Here is a 12,233-nt window from a genome sequence, read left to right on the forward strand (position 1 = left end):
ACGGCTGACTAAACGAGAATCCGACAGGCGCTCGAGATAATCCTCGCGGTCGTTCCATCTGATGTGAGATCAGGCTTTCACGACATTCAGGAATATTTTCCGAGCCGCTTTCGACAGCCGCTTCACCTCCGCTTCCAGTGTCTTGATGTCAGGGCAGTCGCCGGCGCGGCAGACGAGTTCGACGAGGCCCGCCGGCGCATCCTTCGGATCGAACAGGCCGTCGATGGAGAGGCGGATCAGTTGCGAAAGGCCGGTATAAAGCGTGAAGGCCTCGAGACATATGTCGAGATCGGACTTCGCCATCAGCGGGTCGCCAAGCACTTTCAGGGCCTCGCCGGTGCTCATCCCATTGACGGCAATGCCGACGCCCCTGGTCGGTGCGATCAGCGCCAGATACTGGGCGATGAATTCGAGATCGATGACGCCGCCGGGAATTAGCTTCAGGTCCCACGGGCCGGAGGGCGGCTTTTCCTTGTCGATCAGTTCGCGCATCTCGGCGACATCATGCGCCACCTTGGCAATATCGCGATCGGCCGACAGCACCTCGCGGACGATAAGTTCCGCCTCGGCGATCAGGCTCTCATTGCCGCAAATCAGCCGGGCGCGGCTGAGTGCCATATGTTCCCAGGTCCATGCCTCTTCGCGCTGATACTTGCCGAAGGCATTGATGCGGGTGGCGACAGGCCCCTTGTTGCCGGATGGGCGCAGCCGCATGTCGACGTCATAGAGCACACCTTCGGCGGTCGGCGCCGACAAGGCGGCCATCAGCCTCTGGGTGATGCGGGTGAAGTAACGCGTCGCATCGAGCGGCTTCGGCCCGTCGGATTCGGAGGCCGTGTCATCATAATCATAGAGCAGGATCAGATCGATGTCGGAACCGGCCGTCAGCTCGAAGCTGCCGAGCTTGCCCATGCCGGCGATGGCGATGCGCCCGCCGGGATAGTCGCCGTGTGCTGCCCGCATCTCGCCGACCACGGCATCGAGTGCCGCCGCAATGATGAGATCGGCGAGATGGGTGAAGGCGCGTGCGGCCATCACGCCGTTGATCGCGCCGGTCAGCAGGCGGATGCCGATCAGGAAGCGCTGCTCGGCGGCGAAGATGCGCAGCCGGTCGAGCACCTCTTCATAGTGGCGGGCCTGGGCAAGCGAGCCCTTCAGCCGTTCGCCGAGATAATCGCGCGTCGGCAGCTCGGCCATCAGGCCGGGATCGAGCATGCCGTCGAAGACATGCGGCCTGGCAGCAATCACCTCGGCAAGCCGGGGTGCGGAGGACATGATGTTGACGATCAGCGACAACAGCGCCGGGTTGCTGCCGAGCAGCGAGAACAGCTGGATGCCGGAGGGAAGGCCGGAGATGAAGCTGTCGAAGCGCAGCAGCGCCTCGTCGGCGCGCTTGCTTTCGCCGAAGACCCGCAGGAGCTGCGGCGCCAGTTCCGTCAGCCTTTCACGCGCCTCGACCGATTGCGTCGCCCGGTAGCGGCCGTAGTGCCAGGTGCGGATGATGCGGGAAATATCGGAAGGTCTGTTGAAGCCGAGTTTCTTCAGCGTCTCCAGCGTATCGGGGTCGTCGCCCTGGCCGGTGAAGACGAGATTTCCGGTGTCGGTGGAAAGCCTGCTCTCCTGTTCGAAGAGGTGAGCATAACGCCGCTCGACCGTCTTCAGCACGCCGACCAGCCGTTCGGAGAAGCTCGGCGTGTCGGAAAAGCCCGTCATGAAGGCGATGCGTTTCAGGTCGGCATCCGTTTCCGGCAACAGGTGGGTCTGCTCGTCGCGCACCATCTGGATGCGATGCTCGACATCGCGCAGGAACCAGTAGGCCTCCGTCAGTTCGTCACGGGTTTCCGCATCGATCCATTTCGCCTTGGTGAGTTCACCGAGCGTCTCCTCCGTCGACCGGCCGCGCAAGGCCGGCATGCGGCCGCCGGCGATCAGCTGCTGCGTCTGGACGAAGAATTCGATCTCGCGAATGCCGCCGCGGCCGAGCTTGACGTTATGGCCCTTGACCGCGATGGCGCCGTGGCCCTTATGCGCATGGATCTGCCGCTTGATCGAATGGATATCGGCAATCGCCGCGTAATCCAGATATTTGCGGAAGACGAAAGGGGCGAGCCCGCGCAGGAAATCGCCGCCAGCCTTGAGGTCGCCGGCAACGGCGCGCGCCTTGATGAAGGCTGCCCGCTCCCAGTTCTGGCCCCTGCCCTCGTAATAGATCATCGCCGCATCGACCGGGATCGCCAGCGGCGTCGAGCCGGGATCGGGACGCAATCTGAGATCGGTGCGGAAGACGTAGCCATCGGCTGTCCGCTCCTGCAGGATGCGCACCAGACGGCGCATCATCCTCGGGAAGACCTCGATCGCATCATCCGGGTCGGGCACGATGCCTGCCTGTTCGTCGAAGAAGACGACCAGGTCGATATCGGAGGAATAGTTGAGTTCAGATGCGCCGAGTTTGCCCATGCCGAGCACGATTAGCCCGGAGCCGTCGCTCGGTGCCGCCAGATCCCGCAGCCTGAGCTTTCCACTCTCATGTGCCGCCAGCAGCAGATGATCGATGGCGGCGGCAACCGATGCTTCGGCGAGCTCGCTCAGCCACGCCGTCGTCGCCCGCCCGTCGAAGATGCGCGCAAGATCGGCGAGTGCGACGAGGAAGGCCACCTTGCGTTTGATGATGCGCAGCCTGCTCATCACCACGGATTCGGCAGGTGCAGCCCCCTCGCCATCTGGCCGCCAGCAGCCCCGCGCCTCGGCGACCAACGCCTCGATCTGCGGCTCCAACGGTTGGGTGATGGCGCCGGCGAGGATGGTGGGGTCGAGATTGACGATTTCGCGCAGATAAGGTGACAGCGTCAGCACGGCCGCAATGAAATCGCGAAGCGGACCTTCCGTCTTCAGCATCGCAGCCACCGACGGCTCGCTCCTGCCGGCCTCCTGAAGGTCGGCCAGCGCCAGCTTCAACTCCGTCTGGTTCAGCGGACGCAACAACCCTTCGGCCACATCCTTCAGGCCATGCGTCGATTTCGTCAGCATGCGCTCTCCTGCTTTAGTGCCTAGGAACGACCACGCAGAATCGCGGGAACGCCTCCTTCGACCGGCATTAAACTAGGGTCTTGGCGGCAAACCGCCAACATACGATTCAACCGATCGTATTTCGGCGGAAAAAGCTCAAGCAGCCTTGGCCGGGAAGATCATGCTGACGGTCAATCCGCGCTTTTCGGGATTGTCGGGATCGGTATCGGAAAGTTCCAACCGGCCGTTGTGCAGCTCCATCACCGCTTCCACCAGCGAAAGCCCGAGCCCCGTTCCCGGCTTCGACCGGCTTTCATCGAGGCGGACGAAGCGCTTCACCACGTCGTCGCGACGGTCGGCCGGAACGCCCGGCCCGTGGTCGACCACCGAAAGGCAGATGCCATCCGGGCGGCGGGAGAGCTTCAGCAATACCTTGCCCACCCCTTCCGTATCGGAGGAATATTTGATGGCATTGTCGAGCAGATTGAAGATCGCCTGACCGATCAGCTCTCGATTGCCCTGCACCTCGACATCCGGTTCGATGCTTGAGGTGAGGCCGAGCCCCGCCTCCTCCGCCGCCGGTTCATAAAGCTCGGCGCTGTCGGCGACGATGGCCGAAAGCTCTACCGGCGACATCTCGGCAGCGACCGATCCGGCCTCGACGCGGGAGATCATCAACAGCGCGTTGAAGGTGCGGATCAGCTGGTCCGATTCGGAAATGATGCCTTCGAGGGCTGCGCGCCGCGCCACGCCGTCACCGATGTCCAGCGCATCGGCCGCCTTGTTGCGCAGCCGCGTCAGCGGCGTCTTGAGATCGTGGGCGATGTTGTCGGAGACCTGCCGCAGGCCCTCGTTCAGCTTCTCGATGCGCTCCAGCATGGTGTTCAACGATATCGACAAGCGGTCGAATTCATCGCCGGATCCGCCCACAGGCAGGCGCTGCGACAGGTCTCCGGCCATGATCTTCTTGCTCGCATCCGACATGCGGTCGATGCGTTTCAGCGCGTTGCGGCCGATGGCGAACCAGATGATGATGGCGCCGAGCCCCATGATCGCCAAGGCAACCATCAGCGCCTGGCGCACCAGCAGACGGAAACGCTCGGGGTCGCCAAGGTCGCGGCCGATCAGGATTCTGAGGCCATTGTCGAGAACGAAGATATTGGCAATCGCCTTGTGGCGGCGCTCGATGCCGCTGTCGGTATAACGCTGGTAGCCGAAGGGCGCGGAGGTCCAGCCGATCTCCTCGAAGACCCCCGGCTGCACCGAGGCGACGTTGCCGGCGAGAATATCGCCTGAGGGACCGGCGATGATGTAGAGGTTGGCGCCCGGCTGGCGGGCACGCCGCTCCATCATGCGCAGCAGAAGGTTCATGCCGCCGGTGTCATAGGCGCGCTGCACCTGCTCCACCTCCTGCCTGACGGCGTCGCGAATCTGGCCCGACAGCAGCCTTTCCGACATTGCCGTCACATAGAAGACGAGCGTCGCGGCACAGATGGCGAAAAGCAGGATATAGAGTGCCGAAAGGCGGACTGCGGTGGACTTGAAGAGAACCTTGAAACGGCTCATCCCTCATCCTTGATCATGTACCCCGCGCCGCGAATGGTCTTCAGGAGCGGCTGGCTGTAGTCCTTTTCGATCTTCGAGCGCAGTCGCGAGACATGGACGTCGATGACGTTTGTCTGCGGGTCGAAGTGATAGTCCCAGACATTTTCGAGCAGCATGGTGCGGGTCACCACCTGGCCGGCATTCTTCATCAGATATTCCAGCAGGCGGAATTCGCGCGGCTGCAGCGGGATCTCCTTGCCGCCGCGGCGCACCTCGTGGGAGAGCCGGTCGAGTTCGAGATCGCCGACGCGATAGACGACGTCCTGATCCGGCGTGCCCTTGCGGCGGCCGAGCACCTCGACGCGTGCCAGCAACTCGCTGAAGGCATAGGGCTTCGGCAGGTAATCGTCGCCGCCGGCACGAAGACCGGTCACGCGGTCATCGACCTGGCCGAGCGCCGAGAGGATGAGGACCGGCGTATGGATGGCCTTGCGGCGCAACTCGCTGATGACGGAAAGCCCGTCCCGGCGCGGCAGCATGCGGTCGATGACGATCACGTCGTAGGTATTTTCCGACCCCATGAACAGGCCGCTCTCGCCGTCGCTGGCGTGATCGGCGACGATGCCCGCCTCGCGAAAGGCTTTCGTGAGGTAGACCGCGGCTTCGAGATCATCTTCGATGATGAGAATCTTCATGCGGCCGACATTACCCGCCGGCTGCGTTTCGGCAAGGCTCAAAGCATCTTCCTGCGGGGCGGCGCTCATGGCGATCATCCTTCAAGGTCAGAAGAATCGAGCCGCGCGGAGTTTCGTCCGCACGGCTCCAAGTTGTCTTGAGGCATCAGCCCTGGCCGTTGATCGGAAGCGCGACGAAACGGCTTCCTTCATTGGACTGGATCTGGAAGAGCGCGCGGGTGCGCCCGTCCTTCTTGGCCTGGTTCAGCACCCTGACGACATCGTCGGGGCTGGCGACCTCCTGGTTGTTGACCGAAGTGATCTTTTCGCCTTCCTTGATGCCCTTGTCGGCAGCGTCGGAGTCCGGATCGATGCCTGTTATCGCCAGGCCCTTGCCATCGTCAGACGGGCCAACCGTCAGGCCGAGATCGGCAAGCGCCTTTTCGGAAGCCGGTGCCTCAGGCTGCTGCGGCTGGCTGTTGTCATCGGCGGACGCATCCTTCTGGTCGATCGGCAGCGTACCGAGTTCGACGGTGAGAGGCTGGGCCTTGCCGGCGCGCCAGACCGAAAGCTCGACCTTGCTGCCCGGCTGCATCGCGCCGATGCGGCGGCTGAGATCACGCGCATCCTTGATCGTCTCACCGTTCAGAGCGGTGACGACGTCGCCGGCTTTCATGCCGGCCTTGTCACCCGGCGAACCGGCCTGCGGGGCAACCACGAGGGCGCCGCTCGGCTCGGAGAGACCGATGGATTCAGCGATATCCTTGGTCACCGGCTGGATCTGCACACCCAGCCAGCCACGCGAGACCTGGCCGTCCTTCATCAGGTCGGCAACGACGTCCCTGGCGGTCGAGGCGGGGATGGCGAAGGCGATGCCGACGCTGCCGCCCGACGGCGAGAAGATCGCGGTGTTGATGCCGACGACTTCGCCGCTGAGGTTGAAGGTCGGACCGCCGGAGTTGCCGCGGTTCACGGCGGCATCCACCTGCAGGTAATCGTCATAAGGACCGGAGCCGATATCGCGGCCGCGGGCCGAGACGATGCCGGCTGTGACCGTGCCGCCGAGGCCGAAGGGGTTGCCGACGGCAACGACCCAGTCGCCGACGCGGACGTTGTTGTCGTCGGCCCAGTTGACGTAGGTGAACTTCTTGCCCTTGCCGTCGACCTTCAGCACGGCGAGGTCGGTGCGCGGATCCTTGCCGATCAGCTTGGCATCGAGTTCGGTGCCGTCATTCGTGACAGCGACGAAGGCCTGGCCATCGGAAACGACGTGGTTGTTGGTGACGATATAGCCGTCCTCGGAGATGAAGAAGCCGGAGCCCTGGGCGACGGGGCGGAGGCGACCCTTGCCGCCCGGACCATTCGGACCGCCGTTCGGGCCGTTCTGGCCGAAGCGCCTGGAATGGCCCTGCGGATCATTCGGATCCTGGCCGAACTGCTTGAAGAACCGCTTCAGCGGATGATCGTCGGGAAGGTCGTCGAAGCCACGGCCATTGAAATCGAAGGAGAAGCCGTCATTGTTGTCGGCGACGGGGTTGACGCGGTTTTCGACCCGGACGGAAACGACGGCCGGCGAAACGGCGTCGACGACATTGGCGAAGCTCGGAACGGCAGGCGCCTGGATCTTGACAGCTTCGGCATAAGACCGGGTGATTTCGAGCGGAACGCCGGTTGCGAGCACAGCGGCTGCGATACCGGCGACGGTAGAAGCCTTGAGCACAGTAGCGAGGGACGGACGTCCGTTGAAATTCTTGAGCATTGGAGCACCTTCTCTTGTTCTTAGATCTTCAGACCGGCGGCGCCGGATCAGTCGATGACTAAAGATATAGGACGCCGCACCTTACTGCGAACTGTCCGGCCAATGAAAAGTTCGTAATGTTTGCAAGGTTTGCTTTCGGCCAAATGTGCCGCCGGCTTCTCTGGCGGCCAGAAATGCCAGCCTACCGGCTCAGCCTGGGCGATTATTTCTTCAGAAGCTCGCTCAGCCGCGCCTGTTCATCGGCCGTCAGCTTGCTGCCGGTCGGCTTGCCGGCCCTCTTGCGTGCAAAGACGAGCAATGACAGCCCTCCGGCGAGCACCAGCAGCCCCGGCGCACCCCAGAGCAGCACCGTCTTCATGCTGACACGCGGCTTCAACAGCACGAACTCGCCGTAGCGCGAGACGATATAGGTCAGCACCGCCTCGTCGCTATCGCCATCGGCGATGCGCTCGCGCACCAGCAAGCGCAAATCCTTGGCCAGATCAGCGTTGGAATCGTCGATCGACTGGTTCTGGCAGACCATGCAGCGCAGTTCCGCCGAAAGGGCGCGGGCGCGCGCTTCGAGCGCCGGATCTGCCAGCACCTCGTCAGGATTGACGGCGAAGGCGGAAACGGGCGCAAAGAGAACGAAAAGGACGATGAGGAGCCGGGAGAGAAGCCGCATTCCCCTTCTCCCCTCGGGGAGAAGGGGCCCGGCAGGGCGGATGAGGGGGCGGCCCCTCGCGGCGCAACCGATCTTTCGCTTGCGCTCAAGCTCCTCGCGGCTCTGCCGCTCGGCCCCCTCATCTGCCCTTCGGGCATCTTCTCCCCGCTGGGGAGAAGGGGAAAAAAGGTGTGAGCGCATCATTCCGCAGGCTCCATTGCGGGAGCTGCCGGCTTCGCCTTGCGGCGCGGGGCGCCGACACGCAGGCGCCGATCGCTGAGCGAGACGAGGCCACCGAAGGCCATGAACACCGCTCCGCCCCAGATGCAGAGAATGAACGGCTTCCACCAGATGCGCACGACGATGCCGCCGTCCTTGGTGGCGTCACCCAGGGAAACATAGAGCTGGCTGAGCCCGAAGGTCAGTATGCCCGCCTCGGTCGTCGGCATCTGGCGGGCGGTGTAAAGGCGCTTGGCCGACCAGGTATCGGCAACCGCGACACCGGCGCGCCGGACGGTGAAGTGGCCGCGGTCCTCGGTATAGTTCGGCCCGGTCGCCGGCTGCATGCCGTCGAAATGCAGGCTGTAACCGCCGGCCTCGGTCACCTGCCCCGGCTTCATCTCGATGACATGCTCGCTCTCGAACGTCGTGACCGCGACGATGCCGAGCACGGTGACGCCGAGCCCGGCATGGGCGAGCGCGGTGCCGAAGGCAGAACGCGGCAGCCCGGAAAGCCGGCGCCAGGCGAGACTGCCCGCGACCTTGCCGATGCCGGCGCGGTACCAGAGATCGGCCACCGCACCGAGGATCAGGAACAGCCCGGCAGCGAGGCCGAGCACCGAAAGCACCGGCCCGCCATGTTCGATATAGAAGAAGGCCACCGCGGCAAGGAAGGCCAGACCTGCGACGACATAGAGCCGCTGCAGGGCCCCGAGCAGATCGCCGCGCTTCCAGGCGAGCATCGGCCCGAAGGGCACGATGACGACCAGCGGCGCCATCAGCAGGCCGAAGGTCAGGTTGAAGAAGGGCGCTCCGACGGAAATCTTATCGCCGGTCAGAGTTTCCAGCAGCAGCGGATAGAGCGTGCCTGTGAGCACCGTGCCGCAGGCGACCGTCAGGATCAGATTGTTGACGACAAGCGCGCCCTCGCGCGAGATCGGCGCGAACAGCCCGCCTGCCGACAGCTTCGGCGCGCGGAAGGCAAAGAGCGACAGCGCCCCGCCGATGAAGATCAGCAGGATGCAGAGGATGAAGACGCCGCGGGAGGGGTCGCTGGCAAAGGCATGCACAGAGGTCAGCACGCCGGAGCGCACCAGGAAGGTGCCCATCAGCGACAGCGAGAAGGTGAGGATGGCGAGCAGCACGGTCCAGATCTTCAGCGCCTCGCGCTTTTCCATGACGAGCGCCGAATGCAGCAGTGCGGTGCCGGCGAGCCACGGCATGAAGGAGGCGTTTTCCACCGGGTCCCAGAACCACCAGCCGCCCCAGCCGAGCTCGTAATAGGCCCAGTAGGAGCCCATGGCGATGCCAAGCGTCAGAAAGGTCCAGGCGGCCAGCGTCCAGGGCCGCACCCAGCGCGCCCAGGCGGCGTCGATGCGTCCTTCCAAGAGGGCAGCGACGGCAAAGGAGAAGCAGACGGAGAAACCGACATAACCGAGATAGAGCAGCGGCGGGTGGATCGCGAGGCCGACATCCTGAAGAACCGGGTTGAGATCGCGGCCCTCGGCCGGCGCCGGATCGAGACGGAGGAAGGGATTGGAGGTCAACAGGATGAACAGCGTGAAGGCGACCGAAATCCAGGCCTGCACGGCCAGTACGTTGGCCTTCAGCGTCTCCGGCAGATTGCGGCCGAAGACAGCGACCAGCGCGCTGAACAGCGTCAGGATCAACAACCAGAGCATCATCGATCCCTCGTGATTGCCCCAGACACCGGAATATTTATAGAGCAACGGCACCAGCGAATGCGAATTCTCCCAGACGTTCTCGACCGAGAAATCCGAGACGACATGGGCGTAGGTCAGCACGCCGAAGGAGAAGGCCACGAGCGCAAACATCGCCAGTGAGCCGATCGTCGCCACATCCATCATCGCCCGGTCGTGACGACGGGCTCCGATCACCGGCACGATGGAGAGCACGAGCGCCGTGGCAAGCGCCAGCACCAGCGCGTAATGACCGATCTCGATGATCATGGCGTCGCCTTCACTTGCTGGCCCTGAGCTTGCTTCCCAGGGTTTTCCTGGCCCTGAGCTTCCTGGCCTTGCCCTTCCTTCCACAGCCCCTGGGATTTCAGCCTGTCGGCCACGTCTTTCGGCATATAGGTCTCGTCATGCTTGGCAAGCACGGTATCGGCGACGAAGACGTTCGTCCCGGCGGCAAACATGCCTTCGGTGACGACGCCCTGGCCCTCGCGGAAGAGATCGGGGAGAATACCGGTATATTTGACTTTCACGGCATTGGTGCTGCCGTCGGTGACGGCAAATTCCACCGTCGAGCCGGTGCCGCGCACGACGCTGCCCTCGCCGACCAGCCCGCCGAGGCGGATGCGGGTTTCCGGCGCCACCGGCGTCTTGGCGAGATCCGCCGGCATGTAGAAATAGGCGACCGACTGGCTGAAGGCGAACATGACCAGCAGCACGGCGGCGATGATGAAGCCCATGCCGCCGCCGATCACCGCGAGGCGCTTCTGCTTGCGCGTCATTGCGTCGCTCCCTCCGTGGCTATGCCGAGTTCCCTGGCAAGCGCCAGCAATTGCCTGCCCTGTTCGCCGGGCGGCGGAAAGGCCGCAAGCCCGCGCTTCAGGGCGCCGGCTGCGCGATCCTTGTCGTTCAATACGGCATAAGAGCGGACGAGCCGCACCCATCCCTCGAAATTGTTCGGATCCTCGCTGAGCTTGGCGTCGAGGCTGTCGACCATGCCGCGGATCATCTGCTGCCGGTCGCCGGCGCTCATAGTCTCGGCCGCCGCCACATCTTGCTGCGTGGGATTGCCGGGGGCAGCCTGATCGGCGCCCGGGGCAGCCGGACCGGCGCCCGGGGCAGCCGGATTGGCGCCCGGGGCAGCCGGATTGGCGCCCGGGGCAGCCGGATCGGCGCCTGACTTCGCGCCGCCGTTCATGGCGATATGCTCGTTGACCAGCGGCAGCCAGGGCGCATCGGCGGGCGATTGTTTTGCCAGCGCCTCGAAAGCCTGGCGCGCCTCATCGAGCCGTCCCGCCTGCTCCATGCTGAGGGCGATGTAGAAGCGGGCACGCGGATTGTCGGGTTCGAGCGTCAGCGATTGCTCCAGCACTTGCCGCGCCTCCTCCGTCACCACGCCGTCCGAGACCGCCATCAGCGTCTCGGCAAGACCATCGAGCCGGACAGGGCTCGGGCCGAGAAGCCGGATCGCATTGCGATAGGCCACTTGCGCGTCGTTGACGCGCATTGTGCGGAAATAGATCGGCGCCAGCACATCCCAGCCCTTGCCGTCATCGGGCTTCTCAGCCAGGTGCCGTTCCGCCTTGGTGATCAGCACCGCCACGTCGTTGCCAGGGTTTTCCAGCCGCGCTTCCAGCGGCTGCGAGGGCAGGTCCGGCCTGCCCGTCGTCAAATAAAGACAGAGCCCGAGAACCGGCAGGACCAGGAGGACGAAGGCCTCGGTGAAATGGTGATGCCGTGCGAGTTTCGGCGTCTCGGCCGGCTCGTCGGCAGAGACGGCGATCAGCCGCCGGCCGATTTCCGCCCTGGCGTAATCAGCCTCCTCCGGAGTGATCAGCCCGCCATTGAGATCGCGGTCCAGTTCGCGCAACTGGTCGCGATAGACCGCCGCCTCGCCCGCACGGATATTCTCCGCCGCCTTCGCTCCGCGCAGAAGGGGGTAGAGCAGGATAACGGCGAGGGCTGCCGTCATAACGGCAACGAGAATCCAGAACAGCATGTCGCCCAAATACGTGAAGCGCGCCTTCATTCCAACTGCCAAAGCCGGAATGACGAAGATTTGAGGCTAGCGCATACCCCCGAGAATCGGAATCGATTTTCGGAAGGATTATGCGCCATTTAAAGTGATAGAGCGTCCTTGGCGCGTCCTGTCGGACGCGCGGCGCTCTATTGGCCGCAATTCAGAGCGGCGACCAGCTGCCGTCGTCGTTGCGGCAGGCAGCGCCGCGCGCCACCGTGTCCTTGCCGTCGACGGTCAGCGTGTGGGTATATTGCCGGCAGTTCTGCGAACCGACCTGATAGGGTGCAGCCGCCACCACCTTTCCGGTGACGTCCTTGCCGGTCCAGAGCATCGGCTGGCCGACGGCAGCCCCTTCCAGAGCCCGATATTCCGCCTCGAGCGCCCGCTGCTTGTCGCTGTCGGTCAAGCTCACGCCGCTGCGGCCGATGATGCCGCCCTGCAACGCGGTGATGAAGGCGGTCGATGCCGAGGGCTTGCTCGAAAAAATGCCGCGCGAAGCGGCACTCTTCGTCGTCGTGCAACCGGACAGCGCGACGGCGACGAGAAGAGCGGAAACGATCATGCCTTGCGAGCGTAAAATCATTGCGTCGAACCACGATCAGGGGTCAATTTCAGCCGATCGAAGTGCAGCGTCCCCGTGTCAGCATTAAGGCAAAGCATGCTATACATT

Annotated in this window: 9 protein-coding genes; all 9 read right to left on the reverse strand. The window is 64.0% G+C overall.

Features of this window, described 5'->3' with window-relative positions; all coding sequences use genetic code 11:
• Positions 1-69 precede the first annotated feature (69 nt).
• Positions 70-3,027, reverse strand: a complete 2,958-nt coding sequence (locus tag V8P77_RS21560) for a bifunctional [glutamine synthetase] adenylyltransferase/[glutamine synthetase]-adenylyl-L-tyrosine phosphorylase (RefSeq protein ID WP_335914173.1) — start codon at positions 3,025-3,027, stop codon at positions 70-72.
• 135 nt (positions 3,028-3,162) lie between these two features.
• The gene (locus V8P77_RS21565) at positions 3,163-4,572 is read right to left on the reverse strand and encodes a sensor histidine kinase (protein WP_335914174.1); all 1,410 of its coding nucleotides are present in this window, start codon (positions 4,570-4,572) and stop codon (positions 3,163-3,165) included.
• Complete coding sequence (locus tag V8P77_RS21570) at positions 4,569-5,324, reverse strand: response regulator transcription factor (RefSeq protein WP_017990850.1); 756 nt, start codon at positions 5,322-5,324, stop codon at positions 4,569-4,571. Before V8P77_RS21570 ends, V8P77_RS21565 begins: the two co-directional genes overlap by 4 nt.
• A gap of 67 nt (positions 5,325-5,391) precedes the next feature.
• Positions 5,392-6,984: a Do family serine endopeptidase gene (locus tag V8P77_RS21575; protein WP_335914175.1), complete on the reverse strand. Its 1,593-nt coding sequence runs from the start codon at positions 6,982-6,984 to the stop codon at positions 5,392-5,394.
• A 202-nt stretch (positions 6,985-7,186) separates the two neighbouring features.
• Positions 7,187-7,648 (reverse strand): cytochrome c-type biogenesis protein, encoded by a 462-nt coding sequence (locus tag V8P77_RS21580; RefSeq protein ID WP_025393867.1) that lies wholly within the window; start codon positions 7,646-7,648, stop codon positions 7,187-7,189.
• Positions 7,649-7,827: 179 nt separating this feature from the next.
• The gene (locus tag V8P77_RS21585; RefSeq protein ID WP_335914176.1) at positions 7,828-9,816 is read right to left on the reverse strand and encodes a heme lyase CcmF/NrfE family subunit; all 1,989 of its coding nucleotides are present in this window, start codon (positions 9,814-9,816) and stop codon (positions 7,828-7,830) included.
• Positions 9,813-10,325: a cytochrome c maturation protein CcmE gene (gene ccmE / locus V8P77_RS21590; RefSeq protein WP_335914177.1), complete on the reverse strand. Its 513-nt coding sequence runs from the start codon at positions 10,323-10,325 to the stop codon at positions 9,813-9,815. Before ccmE ends, V8P77_RS21585 begins: the two co-directional genes overlap by 4 nt.
• Positions 10,322-11,542 carry a c-type cytochrome biogenesis protein CcmI gene (ccmI, locus tag V8P77_RS21595; RefSeq protein ID WP_444965441.1) on the reverse strand — a complete coding sequence of 407 codons (1,221 nt, stop codon included), beginning with the start codon at positions 11,540-11,542 and terminating at the stop codon, positions 10,322-10,324. Before ccmI ends, ccmE begins: the two co-directional genes overlap by 4 nt.
• Positions 11,543-11,723: 181 nt before the next feature.
• The gene (locus tag V8P77_RS21600; protein ID WP_335914179.1) at positions 11,724-12,146 is read right to left on the reverse strand and encodes an RT0821/Lpp0805 family surface protein; all 423 of its coding nucleotides are present in this window, start codon (positions 12,144-12,146) and stop codon (positions 11,724-11,726) included.
• Between the last annotated feature and the right edge of the window lie 87 nt (positions 12,147-12,233).

The sequence above is a fragment of the Rhizobium aouanii genome (assembly GCF_037002925.1).
Taxonomy (GTDB): Bacteria; Pseudomonadota; Alphaproteobacteria; order Rhizobiales; family Rhizobiaceae; genus Rhizobium; species Rhizobium aouanii.

Coding starts and splice junctions, on each gene's coding strand:
- V8P77_RS21575 (WP_335914175.1), bottom strand. CDS start 6,984: ATGCTCAAGAATTTCAACGGACGTCCGTCCCTCGCTACTGTGCTCAAG.
- ccmE (WP_335914177.1), bottom strand. CDS start 10,325: ATGACGCGCAAGCAGAAGCGCCTCGCGGTGATCGGCGGCGGCATGGGC.
- V8P77_RS21560 (WP_335914173.1), bottom strand. CDS start 3,027: ATGCTGACGAAATCGACGCATGGCCTGAAGGATGTGGCCGAAGGGTTG.
- V8P77_RS21580 (WP_025393867.1), bottom strand. CDS start 7,648: ATGCGGCTTCTCTCCCGGCTCCTCATCGTCCTTTTCGTTCTCTTTGCG.
- V8P77_RS21565 (WP_335914174.1), bottom strand. CDS start 4,572: ATGAGCCGTTTCAAGGTTCTCTTCAAGTCCACCGCAGTCCGCCTTTCG.
- ccmI (WP_444965441.1), bottom strand. CDS start 11,542: ATGCTGTTCTGGATTCTCGTTGCCGTTATGACGGCAGCCCTCGCCGTT.
- V8P77_RS21585 (WP_335914176.1), bottom strand. CDS start 9,816: ATGATCATCGAGATCGGTCATTACGCGCTGGTGCTGGCGCTTGCCACG.
- V8P77_RS21600 (WP_335914179.1), bottom strand. CDS start 12,146: ATGATTTTACGCTCGCAAGGCATGATCGTTTCCGCTCTTCTCGTCGCC.
- V8P77_RS21570 (WP_017990850.1), bottom strand. CDS start 5,324: ATGATCGCCATGAGCGCCGCCCCGCAGGAAGATGCTTTGAGCCTTGCC.